The following is a 15840-nucleotide window of genomic DNA, read 5'->3' on the forward strand; positions in this document are numbered from 1 at the left end:
AAGTAATTTTCAACAATAAACACTTATCTGGATTTGACGATAATCATTAATTTTTGGTTAATTGAAAAAATCTTGTTGCATTCAGAAAAAAAATGAGATATAGTTTGAACATCAAATGATTTGATAATCAAACTAATTAGGTGAGGATATGGAAAGAAACTGGGAAGAATTAAATACCTATTTAGTTTCAATTTTCAACGATGTTTTATCGATTGAAGAAAACGAACTAAAAAAATCACAATTCAGCGATTTGACGATTACAGAGATGCACACCATCGATGCAATCGGCATGTATAAGAAAAAGACGACAACTGAAGTTGCTAGAGAATTATTAGTAACTGTCGGAACGCTTACGACATCAATCAATCGCTTAGTGAAAAAGGGCTATGTAGAACGAATTCGCAGCGAAGATGATCGCCGTGTAGTCAAATTAGGTTTGACGAAAAAAGGTCGACTCGTTTTTCGGATTCATCAACATTTTCATCATGAAATGGTCAAAAGCGCCATTAAAGATTTGGATGAGGATGAGCAAGAGGTTTTCTTAAAAACGCTAGTGAATCTATATAGTTACTTAGAGGAGATCAAATGAGTATGAGCTTCGGAAGAATAACGGCAACAGCCCGTTACCTACCTGAGAAAGTCGTGACGAATGATGACTTGGCTGAGTGGATGGATACTTCAGATGAATGGATTCAATCACGGACTGGAATCAAACAGCGTCACGTGGCAGAAACCGAAAATACTTCGGATATGTGTGCGCAGGTAGCAAAAAAATTGATCGATAAATCGGGGATTGATCCTCTAGATTTAGATTTCATTATCGTTGCAACAATGTCGCCTGATTACACTTCGCCTTCTGTAGCTTGTCAAGTACAAGGAGCAGTCGGTGCGAAACAAGCGATGGCCTTTGACGTAGCAGCTGCTTGTGCAGGATTTGTCTATGCGTTGGCAACAGCTGAAAATTTCATGCGTGGTGGAATGCAGCGTGGAATTGTGATAGGCGGCGAGAAAACTTCTAAGTTATTGGATTGGCAGGATCGTTCTTCGGCAGTTCTTTTCGGGGATGGAGCAGCTGGTGTCTTGTTAGAAGCAAATGAAAAAGCTTCTATTATAAAACAAATGCTGCGAGCAGATGGTGAACGTGCCAATGCATTGACCTCTGGCTTCCGGAAAAACAGTAATATCTTTCATGAAGGAATAGAAACTAGTACGGCTTTAGCAATGGATGGTCGCGGAATCTGGAACTTCGCCTTAAATGATGTAACAAAAAGTTTGAAAGAATTTATTGGTGACGAGTCAGTCGAGTATTATCTGCTGCACCAAGCCAATAAGCGAATCATTGAAAAAATTGCTCGTAAGATGAACGAGCCAATTGAGAAGTTTCCTATGAATCTGATGAATTATGGGAACACTTCGGCCGCGAGTATTCCGATCTTACTGGATGAACTCGTTGAAGCAAATGTTCTATCATTAAATAGCGAACAAACAGTGGTATTGACAGGCTATGGCGGTGGATTAGCGTGGGGAAACCTGCTGATTCAGCTGTAAGCTTGTTAAAAATATAAAATTAAAACTTAACATTATCGGAGGAAACAACTTATGACATTCGAAAAAATTCAAGACATCATCGTAGAAGAACTAGGGGTAGAAAAAGAGGAAGTTAAATTAGAAACAAACATCCAAGAAGATTTAGAAGCGGATAGCTTGGATCTATTCCAAATCATTAACGAAATCGAAGACGAGTTTGATGTGAAGATCGAAACAGAAGACGGCATCACAACAGTTAAAGATTTAGTTGAATATGTTGAAAAACAACAAAACGCTTAATTAATAAAATTTCGGGAAAAGGCTAGGCGTAAGGCCTGGCCTTTCCTGCTATTAGGAGACGATCATGAAAACAGCATTCTTGTTCAGCGGGCAGGGCGCACAATATGTTGGAATGGGCAAAGAATTATACCAGCAGGAAAAAATTGTGAAGGAAACATTTGAAGAAGCCAGTGATTTACTTGGTTTTTCAATGGAGGACTTATGTTTTACAGAGAACGACCAGCTTTATGAAACGAAATATACGCAACCAGCAATTTTAACAGTCAGTACCGCTTTTTTGCGTGTGCTTACAGCGAAAGGTTTTCAAGCAGATGCACTAGCAGGTTTAAGCTTGGGAGAATATACAGCACTAGTTGCCTCTGGAGCGTTGACATTTAACGATGCCGTAAAGCTTGTACACCGACGAGGGACATTTATGAGTGAGGCGGCTCCGACAGGCAGTGGGAAAATGGTAGCAGTCATGAATACGGCGGCAGAAGTGATTGAAGACTGCTGTAAGCAAGCGTCAGCTTTAGGCATTGTTTCACCAGCGAACTATAATACTCCGCAACAAATTGTAATTGGCGGTGAAGTAGCCGCAGTTGAAAAAGCGGAAGAATTATTGCAAGCTGCTGGAACAAAACGCATGATTCCTCTGAATGTCAGTGGACCATTCCATACGGCATTGTTGGAGCCTGCTAGCAAACGTTTAAATGAGGAATTGCTATCAGTCGCATTTAGTGAAATGCACATTCCAGTAATTTCTAACACGACTGCTGAGATCATGCCACAAGCTGAAATCGTGCCATTACTGACCAAACAAGTGATGTCTCCGGTTCGTTTTAGCGATAGTGTCCTGAAGTTGAAGGAATTAGGGATTTCACAGTTGATCGAGATTGGACCAGGCAAGACATTAACTGGATTTATCAAAAAAATCGATCGTTCATTAGCTACTAGTCGCGTAGAAGATAAGAAGACATTAGAAGAAACCATCATTTTTTTAGGAGGTTCGAATGGAACTAACGAATAAAACAGTTTTCATTACTGGAAGCAGCCGCGGTATTGGTTGGGGAATAGCAAAAGCCTTTGCAAAAGCTGGTGCTAATATTGTCTTAAACGGTAGAAAAAAAATCCCAACTGACAAAATCGCAGAGATTGAGTCGTATGGCGTGAAATGTACAAGTATCTGTGGCGATATCAGCTCATTTGATGAAGCTGGGAAAATGATCAAACAATGCGAAGAATCTTTAGACTCGATCGACATTCTGATCAACAATGCAGGAATTACTAAGGACCAATTGCTTTTACGAATGAAGCCAGAAGATTTCGATGCGGTTATGGATATCAATTTGAAGGGAACCTTCAACATGACCCAGCAAGTTTTGAAAAAAATGATGAAAAAACGTGCTGGCGTGATCATTAATCTTTCCAGTGTCGTAGGCCTGATTGGAAATGTTGGTCAAAGCAACTATGCGGCCAGCAAGGCTGGTGTAATTGGCTTTACTAAAGCTGTTGCCAGAGAGGTTGCGCCACGAGGAATTACCTGTAATGCAATTGCTCCTGGTTTTATCAAAACAGACATGACAGATGAACTAAACGATAAAGTTAAGGAACAAATGGAAGGGCAAATTCCGCTGAAAAGTTTTGGCAGCGTGGAGGATGTAGCAAATGCCGCGTTGTTCTTAGCTCAAAATAATTATATCACCGGTCAAGTTTTGAACGTTGATGGCGGAATGGTCATGTAAAGAAAGGACGGAAAAATATGAATCGTGTCGTAATTACAGGCTTTGGTGTTGCCTCACCAATTGGAAACGATGAAGAAACATTTTTAAAGAATTTAAAAGAAGGAAATCACGGCTTTGGTCCGATCACGCGTTTTGATGCCAGCGAAACTGGTATTAGCGTTGCGGCGGAAGTCAAAGATTTCCCTTTGGAAAAATATTTTGTTAAAAAAGATACCAAACGGATGGAAACTTACTCGCTGTATGCCATTTATTCTGCAATGGAAGCATTAGAGATGAGCGGTATCAACACAGAAGAGGAAGACATGGAGCGCTTTGGCGTGATGATCGGATCTGGTGTCGGCGGTTTAGGTACTATCCAAGATCAAGTTATAAAAATGGATAAAAAAGGTCCAGCGCGCGTATCACCAATGTTTGTGCCGTTAGCTATTGTAAATATGGCAGCTGGAAATGTTGCTTTGCGTATTGGCGCAAAAGGTATTTGTACAAGTACGGTAACAGCTTGTGCCAGCGGAACGCACTCAATTGGTGAAGCTTTCCGTAACATCAAACATGGGTACTCAGATGTTATCATTGCTGGTGGAGCAGAATCTTGTATCAATAAGATTGGTATTTCTGGTTTTGCGGCGTTGACTGCACTTAGTACTTCAGAAGATCCAGCTCGCGCATCTATTCCATTTGATACGGATCGTAATGGATTTGTTATGGGTGAAGGTGCTGGCGTCTTAGTCTTAGAGTCTTTAGAGCATGCACAAAAACGCGGAGCAAACATTTTAGGTGAAATCGTTGGATATGGTGCGACTTGTGATGCTTACCATATGACTGCCCCATCACCAGATGGCGAGGGAGCAGCTAGAGCGATCAAAGAAGCAGTAAAAGAAGCAGGCATTCAACCTGAAGATGTAAATTACGTGAATGCTCACGGAACCAGTACGCAAGCCAATGATAAGGCCGAAAGTAAAGCAATCGAAGCGGCATTGACTAAAAATGCGTATGTCAGCAGTACGAAATCTTTAACTGGCCATTTATTAGGCGGTGCTGGTGGAGTAGAGGCAGTAGCATCACTGATGGCGTTACAACACCAATTTATTCCGCCAACTGCGAATATCCAAGAAGTAGATCTAGAAATCAAAGCAAATGTTGTTGTGAATGAAGCAAAAGAAACACCAGTTAATTACGCTGTAAGTAATTCTCTAGGTTTTGGCGGTCACAACGCTGTGATCTGTTTGAAACGCTGGGAGGCATAACAATGGAAATCAACGAAGTCAAAGAACTGTTGAATCAATTTAACGATTCGAACCTCACTGAATTTGATTTACGCGAGGGCAGTTTTGAATTATATATGAATAAAAATCAAACAAGTCGTCAAACTGCGGCACCTATACAAACGGAACAATCCGTGGAAGTGCCAGTCGCTGCAGCAACTCCAACTAGTTCGACAACGGCTGAACCGGAAGTAGAACCAACTGTGACAAAAGGAGATGGTCAAGTCATCACTTCACCAATCGTTGGGATTGTTTACTTGCAGCCATCACCAGAACAAGCGGCATATAAATCAGTCGGAGATGCAGTGAAGCAAGGCGAAACAGTCTGCATCATTGAAGCGATGAAACTATTGAATGAAATCACGAGTGATTTTGACGGTACCATCACTGAGATTTTGGTAGAAAATGAAGACGTTGTTGAATACGGCCAACCATTATTTCGAATTGGCTAAATAGGAGGATTTAAAATGTTAACAATTGAAGAAATCAAAGAAATCATCCCGCATCGCTATCCAATGTTGTTGATCGATCGCGTGGAAGAATTAGAAGCAGGAAAAAGCATCAAAGCGAAGAAAAATGTTTCTGTTAATGAACCATTCTTCCAAGGACATTTCCCTCACGAACCAGTGATGCCTGGTGTATTAATCGTCGAAGCAATGGCTCAAGCAGGTGCCGTCGCTTTATTGTCGATGGATGAGTTCAAAGGTAAAACAGCTTATTTTGGCGGAATCGATAAGGCGAAATTCCGTAAGAAAGTCGTTCCAGGAGATACTTTAGTTTTAGAAGTAGAATTAACAAAAGTTCGTTCTTCAGCAGGTTGCGGAAAAGGCATCGCTTATGTCGATGGTAAAAAAGTAGCCGAAGCAGAATTGACTTTTATGATTGGATAGATGTCTATGTTTTCAAAAATTTTGATCGCCAATCGCGGCGAAATTGCTGTACGAATAATCCGTGCCTGTCGTGAATTAGGAATTCAGACAGTTGCGGTTTATTCTGAGGCAGATAAAGAAGCGTTGCATACGGAGATGGCGGATGAAGCGATTTGTATCGGTCCGGCTCGTTCAAGTGAATCCTATTTGAATATGCAGGAAATTTTAAGTGCGGCGATTGTGACGAATGCTGAAGCGATCCATCCCGGCTTTGGTTTTCTATCAGAAAATAGTTTGTTTGCGACGATGTGCGCAGAATGCAATATTAAATTTATAGGACCTAGTGAAAAAACGATTGACGCCATGGGGAATAAAATCCATGCGCGACAGTTAATGAAAGAAGCCGGTGTTCCGGTAATTCCTGGTAGTGATGGTGCGATCGATACCTTAGAAGAAGCTGAAAAGCTTGCCGACAAAATCGGTTATCCGGTCATGTTAAAGGCCGCTGCTGGCGGTGGCGGAAAAGGTATTCGTAAGGTTCCAAAAAAAAGTGAACTAGAAAAGCATTTCCTATCAGCAAAATCAGAGGCGAAAGCAGCTTTTGGCGATGACGCCATGTACATGGAAAAAATCATTTATCCAGCACGTCATATCGAAGTGCAGATCCTTGGTGATCAGCAGGGTGATGTGATCCATCTTGGTGAACGGGATTGCTCATTACAACGGAACAATCAAAAGGTTTTAGAAGAAGCGCCTTCTGTGGTGATTGGCGAAGAGAATCGTAAGATGCTTGGAGACATTGCCGTTAAAGCAGGGAAGGCTGTAAATTACGAAAGTGCCGGAACGATTGAGTTTTTACGCGATGAAGATGGAAGCTTCTACTTTATGGAGATGAATACGCGTATCCAAGTCGAGCATCCCATCACAGAAATGATCACAGGAATTGATATTGTCAAAAAGCAAATCAAGATTGCCGCTGGTGAACCTTTGGGTCTAAAACAATCAGATGTGAAATTCAAAGGCCATTCTATCGAGTGTCGAATCAATGCTGAAAATCCAGCATTCAACTTCGCGCCTTCTCCAGGAAAGATCAAAACGCTGCTATTACCTAGCGGTGGGTTAGGACTGCGCGTAGATAGTGCGATGTACAGCGGGGTGACAATCCCGCCATATTATGATTCAATGATTGCAAAGATCATCGTTCATGGAGAAGATCGCTTTGATGCTTTGATGAAGATGCAAAGAGCCCTAGGTGAATTTGTGTCAGATGGTGTGATCACAAATGTTGAGTTTCAAATGGATCTGATCAGTCATCCAAGCGTTCTCTTTGGGGATTATGATACAAGCTTCTTACAAAAAACATTTTTACCTGAGTGGCAACAAAGCGAGTAGGAGGAATTTAGGTGGGCCTTTTTAATAAGAAAAAAAACTACATTCGGATCAATCCTAATCGCGACAGTGCACCGACGACGAAGCCAACTGTGCCTGACGATATGTGGGCGAAATGTCCAAATTGTAAACGAACACTCTATAAAAAAGAGATGGGTGCCGAAAAGGTTTGTCCGCATTGCGGATATAGCTTCCGTATCAGCGCTTGGGAACGATTGGCGCTGACGATCGATGAAAAAAGTTTTATCGATTGGGACAATGATTTAGCTCAAAAAAATCCGATTGATTTTCCTGATTATTTGGCTAAAATCGATAAAATGAAAGAAACAACCGGGTTGGATGAAGCTGTTATAACAGGTAAGGCGACCATCAATGATCAAACTGTCGCAATTGGTGTAATGGATGCCAACTTTATCATGGGAAGCATGGGAACCGTGGTAGGTGAAAAAATCACACGGCTCTTTGAAAAAGCAGTTGTTGAAGAATTACCAGTCGTGCTTTTTACGGCCTCTGGTGGTGCTCGAATGCAGGAAGGAATTTTTTCTTTAATGCAAATGGTTAAAATTTCTGCGGCGGTAAAGCGTCATAGTAATGCTGGCTTGCTTTATATTACCGTTCTTACTGATCCGACCACTGGTGGTGTCACAGCCAGTTTCGCGATGGAAGGCGATATTATTTTAGCTGAACCACAAACTTTAGTCGGGTTTGCCGGCCGACGGGTGATCGAACAAACGATTCGTCAACAGCTGCCGGATGATTTCCAAAAAGCGGAATTTCTTTTACAGCATGGATTTATAGATCAAATCGTTCCACGTTTAGAGCTGCGCGATCGTTTAACGCAATTATTATCATTTCATCAACAGAAAGGCTGGTGCGAATAATGGGTCTGACTGCTGGAGAAATTGTAAAATTAGCGAGGCATCAAGAACGTTTGACTAGTCTGGATTATATCGAAAAGATTTTTACTGACTTTCAAGAATTCCATGGCGATCGATTATTTGGTGACGATCCTGCGATCGTTGGCGGAATCGCCAACCTTGCAGAAAAGCCAGTCACAGTGATCGGGATTCAAAAAGGAAATGATCTGAAAGAGAATATGGAGCGTAATTTCGGTCAACCCAATCCGGAAGGTTATCGTAAGGCGTTACGTTTAATGAAGCAGGCGGAAAAATTCAATCGACCTGTGATTTGTTTCGTGAATACGCCTGGCGCCTTCTGTGGGGTTGAAGCCGAAGAGCGTGGTGAAGGGGAAGCCATTGCTCGCAATCTTATGGAAATGTCTGATTTGAAGGTTCCGATTATTTCAATCGTAACAGGCGAAGGAGGCAGCGGAGGCGCTTTAGCCTTGGCTGTAGCTGATGAAGTGTGGATGATGGAATATAGTATTTATGCGATTTTATCGCCAGAAGGTTTTGCTTCGATCCTCTGGAAAGATGGAAAACGAGCAGACGAGGCGGCTGATTTGATGAAAATCACCGCAGCTGAACTTTTAGAGTTAGAGGTTATTGAACGAGTCATTCCCGAAACGTTGAGAGGAAAAAAACTCAGCGAGGATAAAATCATCCGTATGATGAAAAAATCATTGATTGAAAAAATTACTGAACTATCAAAAATTTCTACTAAAGAATTGATTGAAAACAGATATCAACGATTTCGTAAATTTTAATCAAACATTTGACGACGGCAAAGGCCGTCGTCTTTGCTTTTATATAATGAAAATTGGGAGTAGTCAGAAGTTTTCTATCAACAATGGTGAAAATATTTATACATCTATTGGCAAATTATATGCAACAATAGAACTTATATCCAAAAGCTTTTTAATATTTATACATAAAAATGCTTGTTTTATGAAAATTTCATGCTATAATAAATTCATTGAAAAAAGCATTCAAAAATAGGAGGAATTAGGATGAAAAAGATTACCGGCTTAGTTATGACATTAGTAGCATTATTTACTCTAGCAGCATGTGGTGGAGGCGGCGATAAATCATCGGACTCATCAAGTGCTAAAACAGAGGATCAATTAGCAGCAATCAAAAAGGCGGGTGTGTTAAAAGTTGCAACGTCAGCGGATTATGCACCGTTTGAGTTCCATACTATGGTAGACGGCAAAGACAAAATTGTCGGTGCAGATATTGATTTAGTTAATGAGATCGCTAAGCAATTAGGCGTAAAAGCAGAAGTTTCGGATATGAGCTTTAACACTGTTTTAGCCTCATTGAAGGAAGGAAAATCAGATATCGCCATCTCAGCAATCTCGGCGACAAAAGAACGTCAGGAACAATTTAACTTTACTGATAATTACTACAATCCACCACAAGTGTTAATTATCAATAAAAAGAATGAAAATAAATTTACGAGTTTAGATACATTAAAAGATAAAAATGTCGGTGCGCAAAAAGGTTCGATTCAAGAAGATGTTGTAAAAACACAAATCAAAGATGCAAAACTTGTTTCAATCGAAAAGGTACCGAATATGGTAATTGAAGTGAACAGTGGTTCATTGGATGCAATGGTTGTAGAAAAAACAATCGCAGAATCTTATGTTCAACAAAATCCTGAATTAATGATCGCTAATATTGATTTGAAGGCAAATGAAGATGAAGCTTTTGCGATTGCTTTGCCAAAAGACGGTAGCGATAAACTACAAACAGAAATCAATAAAATCATTAAGAAGTTAAATGATGAAGGTAAGATTGATGAGTATGTACAACAAAATCATGAATTAGCCGAAAAATCAGCAGAAGAATAGAGGAAACACGTTTTGAACTTTTCTTTTTTGGATAAATACTTATCTTATTTCGTTTCAGGAGCGGGAATCACTGTTATTATCTCGCTAGTTACAGTCTGCCTAGGGACTTTGATTGGTCTTGCGATGGCGCTATTGAAACTATCTAAACACAAGCCCTTAAACTGGTTAGCGAATATTTACATCGAAGTGCTTCGTGGCACTCCGATGTTATTGCAGATTACGATCGGATTTCTATTATTGCAAGGTTTTTTCCCTTCTAAAGATTTAGATGTCGGTGTGTTGACAGTCAGTTTGAGTCGTTTATTTCCGGGGATGATTGTTTTATCTTTAAACTCTGGAGCTTATGTTGCAGAAATTATTCGCGGTGGTATTACTGCGGTGAATTATGGTCAGACAGAAGCGGCTCATTCATTAGGATTACGGCCAGCGCAAACAATGCGCTATGTAATCTTACCGCAGGCGTTGAGAAATATTTTACCACCGTTAGGAAATGAATTTATTACTTTGATTAAGGATTCATCTTTGCTTGCAACGATTGGAATCAATGAGTTAATGGGTTCTGCCCAAATTGTTGTCTCAAATTCTTATATTCCTTTGGAACCATTAATTGTCGCAGCGGCTGTTTACTTCGTGATGACCTTCATCACTTCCCGTTTGGTGAATTTATGGGAGAAAAAACTTGGAAAAGGTTATCAGCGATAAGGAGCAGAGGTGAACATAATGACAGAAGCACTAATTCAAATTGAACATTTAAATAAAAAATTCGGCGACAATGAGGTTCTTAAGGATATATCTGCAGAGATTCTTCCTGGTGAAGTTGTTGTAATTATTGGCCCGTCTGGTTCAGGGAAAAGTACATTTTTACGATGTGTCAATTTATTGGAAGTTCCGACTTCAGGAACTATTAGATTCGAAGGAACGGATATTACTGATAAAAAGAACGACATTTTCAAAACACGTGAAAAAATGGGAATGGTTTTCCAACAGTTCAACTTATTTCCCAACATGACGGTTTTAGACAACATCACTTTATCACCGATCAAGGTTAAAGGATTGGCAAAATCTGAAGCGGAAACGATCGCCAAAGAATTGCTGGAAAAAGTTGGCTTGTCAGAAAAGGCAGTGGCCTACCCGCAATCGTTATCAGGTGGACAACAGCAACGTATTGCTATCGCACGTGCATTAGCGATGCAACCAGATGTTATGTTGTTTGATGAACCTACTTCGGCACTTGATCCTGAAATGGTCGGCGATGTATTAGAAGTTATGCAACAGTTGGCGAAAGAGGGCATGACCATGATGATCGTGACTCATGAAATGGGATTTGCTAAAGAAGTTGGTGACCGTGTGATCTTTATGGATGGCGGCGTGATCGTAGAAGAAGGAACACCAGAGGACGTTTTTGACCATACGAAAAGCCCTCGAACGATTGATTTTTTGTCAAAAGTATTATAAAAATAGTGAGACTAGGCAAAGAAAGCCTAGTCTTTTTTTAAACCTTTGTAGTGAAATGTAGAGTTTTCAAAAAAATTGCGTTATAATCAGGTTTTGTAGAAGTACAAATAAAGTTATAGGAGTTGCGATGTTAGATAAATACAAACCAACGTGGATGGTTGAAGCCATTTATCAAATAACCCCAGAGCAATTGAAAGCTCATGGACTCAAAGCGGTACTGACGGATTTAGATAATACTCTGATTGCTTGGAACAATCCCAACGGTACAAAAGAGCTAATTGATTGGCTAAAAATGATGGACGAGGCAGGAATTCCTGTAGTCGTTGTTTCAAATAACAAGGCTAGCCGTGTAGCTAAAGCGTTAGAAAGTTTTCAACTAGATTTTGTTGCGCGGGCAATGAAACCATTTTCGGTTGGGATAAAGAATGCTCAGCAGCAATTAGGCGTTTCAAAAGATGAGATTGTCATGATTGGTGATCAGGTGATGACTGACATTCGCGGAGCTAGTGCGGCTGGCATCCGAAGTATTCTGGTTCGTCCAATTTTGAATACAGATGGTTGGAATACACGAATTAATCGTTTTTTTGAACGTCGTGTGATGCATGTTTTGTTGCGCAAGGATCCTGAGATGAAATGGAAGAGTGAACTATAAATGGAAGAAGAATTATTTTGTATCGGTTGCGGCGCGAAGATTCAAACAGAGCACCCAAATGAATTAGGCTATACACCGCTTTCAGCTTTAGAAAAAGGTTTAGCAAATGGTGAGGTATATTGTCAGCGTTGTTTCCGTCTGCGTCATTACAATGAAATTCAAGATGTCTCATTGACCGATGATGACTTTTTACGTTTATTAAATGAATTAGGAAAAGCAGACGCTTTGATTGTGAATGTGGTGGATATCTTTGACTTTAATGGCTCATTGATTCCAGGATTACATCGATTTGTCGGCGATAATCCTGTACAGCTAGTAGGGAATAAAGTCGATTTATTACCGAAATCATTAAAAAGAGGTCGTTTGACTCAATGGATGCGAGAACGTGCTCATGAAGAAGGCTTGCGTCCAGTGGACATTCTATTAACAAGTGCGCGTAAACCAAATGAAATGGCTGATTTGTTAGAAAAAATTGAAGAGTACCGGAACGGGCGTGATGTCTACGTCGTTGGTGTTACTAACGTTGGAAAATCGACATTGATCAATCAAATCATCAAGCAAACTGCTGGTGTACAAGATTTAATTACAACTTCGCAGTTTCCTGGTACGACTTTAGACAAGATTGAGATTCCATTAGATGATGGACATTACCTTTTTGATACACCGGGAATCATTCATCGTCATCAGATGGCGCATTATCTTGGAAAAAAAGACTTGAAGATTATTGCACCTCATAAAGAAATTAAGCCTAAAGTTTATCAATTAAATGCTGGTCAAACATTGTTTTTAGGTGGGTTAGCTCGATTCGATTTCATTCAAGGGGATCGCGCTTCATTTGTTGCTTATGTATCAAATGATATTGAACCGCACCGGACGAAATTGGAAAAAGCGGATGCCTTCTATGAAAAACATGTCGGAGGATTATTGCAGCCGCCACGTCCAGATGAGGTCGAAAGTTTCCCAGAACTGGTCCGTTTTGAATTTTCTATCAAAGAAAAGACAGACATCGTTTTTGCAGGTCTCGGCTGGGTAACAGTGACAAAGCCGGCTGTCGTAGCTGGTTGGGCACCGAAAGGCGTAGATGTTTTGACCCGTAAAGCACTGATTTAAAATCTATCATCCGAATAAGGGGAGTATGAATGGAATTAAGAGGAAAACAAAAACGTTTCTTACGTAGTCAGGCACACCATTTACAACCGATTTTTCAAATTGGAAAAAATGGGATCAATGACGCAGTAATTGTTCAGATCAATGAAGCATTGGAAAAAAGAGAATTGATCAAGATCAATTTATTACAAAATACTGATGAGATCGCTGAAGATGTGGCTCACGTATTAGAAGAAAAAATCAATTGCAAGATTGTCCAAATTATTGGGCGTGTCTTGGTTTTGTACAAAGCTTCAAGTAAAGAAAAGTATCAAAAAATCTCAAAAGAAGTTCAAGGTATTTAATCATCATTTTTTAGAATAATGAGGGGGAGTAACTGTTGTATCAAGATGTCTTAACGATTCCAAAAGTCAAACCAATGACGGATACAATGATGCCTAAAAAGCAGGTTGGTCTATTGGGTGGTAATTTTAATCCGATTCATAATGCACACTTAATGATTGCAGAACAGGTCGGGCAAAAAATGGGATTTGATGAAGTACATCTGCTGCCAAGTTATTTACCACCGCATGTAGATGAGAAGAAAACGATCGATAGTAAGCATCGATTGGCGATGGCTAAATTGGCAATTGAAGATAACTCTTTTTTATCAGTAGATACAAGAGAGCTTGCTCGTAAAGGTAAAAGCTATACGATTGATACAATGCTGGAAATGACCGCTGAAAACCCTGATACGGAGTACTATTTCATTATTGGCGGGGATGAGGTCGCTTATTTACCTAAATGGCATCGAATTGATGAACTGGTTCGCCTTGTCAATTTTGTAGGAGTGAAGCGCGCAGGCTATTCAACGGAGAGCCCATATCCAATCATTTGGGTTGATGTACCAGAAATTCAGTTGTCGTCTTCTTACATTCGAAAACAGGTTAAACAAGGTTGTTCGATTCGATACCTTGTACCAGATCGGGTGCGAGAATACATCTTGGAAGAAGGACTGTATCTAGATGAAATATAGCGAGAAGTATACAGCACTGGATCGTGAAGCCTTAATGCAAGCCGTTCAGATGCGCATGAGCGAACGCCGTTTCAAGCACGTTTTAGGTGTTGAAGAAACAGCGGTGGCGTTGGCAGAACGCTATGGTAGTTCACCTGAGCAGGCTAGCATTGCTGCGTTAACACATGACTATGCGAAGGAACGTTCTGATGAAGAATTTAAATTAGCAATTACTCAGGGAAATTATGAAGACAAAACAGAGCTGTTAAAGTATGGAAATGCTATCTGGCATGGGCTTGTCGGTGCTGACTTTGTTGCGCGTGAGTTAGAGATCTCAGATGAAGAGATATTGAATGCGATTCGATTGCACACCACAGGATCAGCAGAAATGACGTTGCTGGATAAAATCATTTATGTAGCAGATTATATCGAGCCAGGTAGAAATTTTCCAGGGGTAGAGGACGCTCGTGTTATCGCTTTTAGCGATCTAGATCAGGCTGTTGCTTTTGAAACAAAACATACGTTGGCTCATCTAATCGAAAGTGAAACGCCAGTTTATCCTAAAACGATTGATACATATAATCGTTGGGTAGCTGGAATACAGTAGTAAATGACAATGCTAGAAAAATTAAATAAGCAAGGAATATGAAATAAGGAGGAGAATTATCATAGATAGTAAAAATATGTTAGAAATCGCCGTGAAAGCAGCTGACTCGAAACGAGCAGTTGATATCGTGGCATTAAATGTCTCACAAGTCTCATTATTGGCGGATTATTTCCTGATTTGTTCAGCAAATTCAGATCGTCAAATCAACGCAATTGTTGATGAGGTCATCGATAAAGAAGAAGAAGCACAAGTAGAAGTGAAACGTGTTGAAGGAAAAGACGGTGGAAAATGGGTCTTGATCGATTTAGGGGATGTGATTGTTCACGTCTTCAGTACTTCTGAACGCGAATTTTATAATTTAGAAAAATTATGGTCAGATGCTCCGCTTGAAAATATCGAGGCTTGGTTAGACTAATGGCTTACGAAACATTCGCCTTTGTATATGATGAGATAATGGATGATTCGTTATACCAGCAATGGTTGGATTTTTCATTACGCCATCTGCCAAAAACGACAAACCAGGTCTTAGAACTAGCTTGTGGAACTGGGGCGTTAGCGGTAGAATTTGCTAAAAACGGTTTTGATGTAACTGGACTGGACCTGTCTGAGGAAATGCTGACGTTGGCCAGTGATCGTGCCACTCAAGAAAATGTCTCTATTAATTGGATTGCTGGAGATATGCTGGACTTAACAGATATCGGGAACTATCAAGCGGTGACCTGCTTTTCAGATTCGCTTTGTTATATGCAGGATGCAACACAAGTCAAACAAGTTTTAGAAGGTGTCTATCAGTTATTGGAGACCTCAGGAACATTCATATTTGACGTTCATTCGACGTATCAAATGGATGAAATTTTCCTGGATTACAGTTTTCATGATCAAACGGAAGATTTTGCCTTTCTGTGGGATAGCTATCCAGGCGATTTTCCACATAGTATTGAACACTTTTTGACATTCTTTGTAAAAAGAGAAGGCGAAATGTTTGAACGAATAGATGAATTGCATAAGGAACGGACATATCCATTAGAAACATATCAGAAGATGTTGACTGAGGTTGGTTTTAAGTTTGAAGTTTTTGCAGACTTTACAGATGAAGCACCGAATGAGACAAGTAAACGTTGGTTTTTTGTCTGTCAAAAATAGCCGAGAGAAATCTCGGCTTTTTTGTGAATTTACCTTCATTACTTTAGTGAAATGAAAGA

General features: G+C 40.2%; 21 protein-coding genes. All 21 read left to right on the forward strand.

Translation table 11 applies throughout. The annotated features are described in order from the left end of the window. Window positions 1–148: 148 nt before the first annotated feature. The 21 genes from fabT to KQI58_RS14400 all read left to right on the forward strand — a co-directional run bounded on the left by fabT (window position 149) and on the right by KQI58_RS14400 (window position 15781). Window positions 149–589, forward strand: a complete 441-nt coding sequence (fabT, locus tag KQI58_RS14300; RefSeq protein WP_216409732.1) for a fatty acid biosynthesis transcriptional regulator FabT — start codon at window positions 149–151, stop codon at window positions 587–589. After that, a complete protein-coding gene (locus tag KQI58_RS14305; protein ID WP_216409733.1) occupies window positions 586–1548 on the forward strand; it encodes a beta-ketoacyl-ACP synthase III in 963 nt (320 codons plus the stop codon). The genes fabT and KQI58_RS14305 overlap by 4 nt, the downstream gene beginning before the upstream one ends. Before the next feature lie 51 nt (window positions 1549–1599). After that, the gene (locus KQI58_RS14310) at window positions 1600–1827 is read left to right on the forward strand and encodes an acyl carrier protein (RefSeq protein WP_010746005.1); all 228 of its coding nucleotides are present in this window, start codon (window positions 1600–1602) and stop codon (window positions 1825–1827) included. Window positions 1828–1891: 64 nt separating this feature from the next. Continuing rightward, a complete protein-coding gene (fabD, locus tag KQI58_RS14315) occupies window positions 1892–2836 on the forward strand; it encodes an ACP S-malonyltransferase (RefSeq protein ID WP_216409734.1) in 945 nt (314 codons plus the stop codon). Further along, a complete protein-coding gene (fabG, locus tag KQI58_RS14320) occupies window positions 2820–3551 on the forward strand; it encodes a 3-oxoacyl-[acyl-carrier-protein] reductase (RefSeq protein WP_216409735.1) in 732 nt (243 codons plus the stop codon). The genes fabD and fabG overlap by 17 nt, the downstream gene beginning before the upstream one ends. Window positions 3552–3568: 17 nt before the next feature. Then, window positions 3569–4795, forward strand: coding sequence for a beta-ketoacyl-ACP synthase II (fabF, locus tag KQI58_RS14325; RefSeq protein ID WP_216409736.1), 1227 nt, complete (start codon window positions 3569–3571; stop codon window positions 4793–4795). 2 nt (window positions 4796–4797) lie between these two features. Further along, window positions 4798–5265, forward strand: coding sequence for an acetyl-CoA carboxylase biotin carboxyl carrier protein (gene accB, locus KQI58_RS14330; protein WP_216409737.1), 468 nt, complete (start codon window positions 4798–4800; stop codon window positions 5263–5265). Window positions 5266–5280: 15 nt separating this feature from the next. Continuing rightward, a complete protein-coding gene (gene fabZ / locus KQI58_RS14335; RefSeq protein WP_216409738.1) occupies window positions 5281–5703 on the forward strand; it encodes a 3-hydroxyacyl-ACP dehydratase FabZ in 423 nt (140 codons plus the stop codon). 6 nt (window positions 5704–5709) lie between these two features. Then, the gene (locus tag KQI58_RS14340; RefSeq protein ID WP_216409739.1) at window positions 5710–7074 is read left to right on the forward strand and encodes an acetyl-CoA carboxylase biotin carboxylase subunit; all 1365 of its coding nucleotides are present in this window, start codon (window positions 5710–5712) and stop codon (window positions 7072–7074) included. Window positions 7075–7085: 11 nt separating this feature from the next. Then, on the forward strand, window positions 7086–7952 hold the full coding sequence (gene accD / locus KQI58_RS14345; RefSeq protein ID WP_216409740.1) for an acetyl-CoA carboxylase, carboxyltransferase subunit beta: 867 nt from the start codon (window positions 7086–7088) through the stop codon (window positions 7950–7952). Continuing rightward, entirely contained in the window at window positions 7952–8737 is a 786-nt protein-coding gene (locus tag KQI58_RS14350; protein ID WP_216409761.1) for an acetyl-CoA carboxylase carboxyl transferase subunit alpha, read from the forward strand. Before accD ends, KQI58_RS14350 begins: the two co-directional genes overlap by 1 nt. Window positions 8738–8980: 243 nt before the next feature. Next, window positions 8981–9823: a transporter substrate-binding domain-containing protein gene (locus tag KQI58_RS14355; protein WP_216409741.1), complete on the forward strand. Its 843-nt coding sequence runs from the start codon at window positions 8981–8983 to the stop codon at window positions 9821–9823. Window positions 9824–9835: 12 nt separating this feature from the next. Next, window positions 9836–10525 (forward strand): amino acid ABC transporter permease, encoded by a 690-nt coding sequence (locus tag KQI58_RS14360; protein ID WP_216409742.1) that lies wholly within the window; start codon window positions 9836–9838, stop codon window positions 10523–10525. Between the two features lie 18 nt (window positions 10526–10543). Continuing rightward, a complete protein-coding gene (locus tag KQI58_RS14365; protein WP_216409743.1) occupies window positions 10544–11278 on the forward strand; it encodes an amino acid ABC transporter ATP-binding protein in 735 nt (244 codons plus the stop codon). 127 nt (window positions 11279–11405) lie between these two features. Further along, window positions 11406–11930, forward strand: coding sequence for a YqeG family HAD IIIA-type phosphatase (locus KQI58_RS14370; RefSeq protein WP_216409744.1), 525 nt, complete (start codon window positions 11406–11408; stop codon window positions 11928–11930). Next, complete coding sequence (gene yqeH / locus KQI58_RS14375) at window positions 11931–13040, forward strand: ribosome biogenesis GTPase YqeH (RefSeq protein WP_216409745.1); 1110 nt, start codon at window positions 11931–11933, stop codon at window positions 13038–13040. It begins immediately after the preceding gene. A 29-nt stretch (window positions 13041–13069) separates the two neighbouring features. Continuing rightward, complete coding sequence (yhbY, locus tag KQI58_RS14380) at window positions 13070–13381, forward strand: ribosome assembly RNA-binding protein YhbY (protein WP_216409746.1); 312 nt, start codon at window positions 13070–13072, stop codon at window positions 13379–13381. Between the two features lie 35 nt (window positions 13382–13416). After that, window positions 13417–14052, forward strand: a complete 636-nt coding sequence (locus KQI58_RS14385; protein ID WP_216409747.1) for a nicotinate-nucleotide adenylyltransferase — start codon at window positions 13417–13419, stop codon at window positions 14050–14052. Then, entirely contained in the window at window positions 14042–14638 is a 597-nt protein-coding gene (gene yqeK, locus KQI58_RS14390) for a bis(5'-nucleosyl)-tetraphosphatase (symmetrical) YqeK (protein ID WP_216409748.1), read from the forward strand. The genes KQI58_RS14385 and yqeK overlap by 11 nt, the downstream gene beginning before the upstream one ends. 58 nt (window positions 14639–14696) lie before the next feature. Next, window positions 14697–15053, forward strand: coding sequence for a ribosome silencing factor (gene rsfS / locus KQI58_RS14395; protein ID WP_367397942.1), 357 nt, complete (start codon window positions 14697–14699; stop codon window positions 15051–15053). Then, window positions 15053–15781: a class I SAM-dependent DNA methyltransferase gene (locus KQI58_RS14400; RefSeq protein ID WP_216409750.1), complete on the forward strand. Its 729-nt coding sequence runs from the start codon at window positions 15053–15055 to the stop codon at window positions 15779–15781. Before rsfS ends, KQI58_RS14400 begins: the two co-directional genes overlap by 1 nt. The last annotated feature ends 59 nt before the right edge of the window (window positions 15782–15840 follow it).

The sequence above is a fragment of the Enterococcus raffinosus genome, assembly GCF_018917525.1.
GTDB lineage: Bacteria > Bacillota > Bacilli > Lactobacillales > Enterococcaceae > Enterococcus_A > Enterococcus_A raffinosus_A.

Coding starts and splice junctions, on each gene's coding strand:
- KQI58_RS14310 (WP_010746005.1), top strand. CDS start 1,600: ATGACATTCGAAAAAATTCAAGACATCATCGTAGAAGAACTAGGGGTA.
- accB (WP_216409737.1), top strand. CDS start 4,798: ATGGAAATCAACGAAGTCAAAGAACTGTTGAATCAATTTAACGATTCG.
- fabT (WP_216409732.1), top strand. CDS start 149: ATGGAAAGAAACTGGGAAGAATTAAATACCTATTTAGTTTCAATTTTC.
- KQI58_RS14305 (WP_216409733.1), top strand. CDS start 586: ATGAGTATGAGCTTCGGAAGAATAACGGCAACAGCCCGTTACCTACCT.
- KQI58_RS14365 (WP_216409743.1), top strand. CDS start 10,544: ATGACAGAAGCACTAATTCAAATTGAACATTTAAATAAAAAATTCGGC.
- yqeH (WP_216409745.1), top strand. CDS start 11,931: ATGGAAGAAGAATTATTTTGTATCGGTTGCGGCGCGAAGATTCAAACA.
- KQI58_RS14370 (WP_216409744.1), top strand. CDS start 11,406: ATGTTAGATAAATACAAACCAACGTGGATGGTTGAAGCCATTTATCAA.
- fabF (WP_216409736.1), top strand. CDS start 3,569: ATGAATCGTGTCGTAATTACAGGCTTTGGTGTTGCCTCACCAATTGGA.
- yhbY (WP_216409746.1), top strand. CDS start 13,070: ATGGAATTAAGAGGAAAACAAAAACGTTTCTTACGTAGTCAGGCACAC.
- KQI58_RS14340 (WP_216409739.1), top strand. CDS start 5,710: ATGTTTTCAAAAATTTTGATCGCCAATCGCGGCGAAATTGCTGTACGA.
- fabG (WP_216409735.1), top strand. CDS start 2,820: ATGGAACTAACGAATAAAACAGTTTTCATTACTGGAAGCAGCCGCGGT.
- yqeK (WP_216409748.1), top strand. CDS start 14,042: ATGAAATATAGCGAGAAGTATACAGCACTGGATCGTGAAGCCTTAATG.
- fabZ (WP_216409738.1), top strand. CDS start 5,281: ATGTTAACAATTGAAGAAATCAAAGAAATCATCCCGCATCGCTATCCA.
- KQI58_RS14355 (WP_216409741.1), top strand. CDS start 8,981: ATGAAAAAGATTACCGGCTTAGTTATGACATTAGTAGCATTATTTACT.
- fabD (WP_216409734.1), top strand. CDS start 1,892: ATGAAAACAGCATTCTTGTTCAGCGGGCAGGGCGCACAATATGTTGGA.
- KQI58_RS14400 (WP_216409750.1), top strand. CDS start 15,053: ATGGCTTACGAAACATTCGCCTTTGTATATGATGAGATAATGGATGAT.
- KQI58_RS14350 (WP_216409761.1), top strand. CDS start 7,952: ATGGGTCTGACTGCTGGAGAAATTGTAAAATTAGCGAGGCATCAAGAA.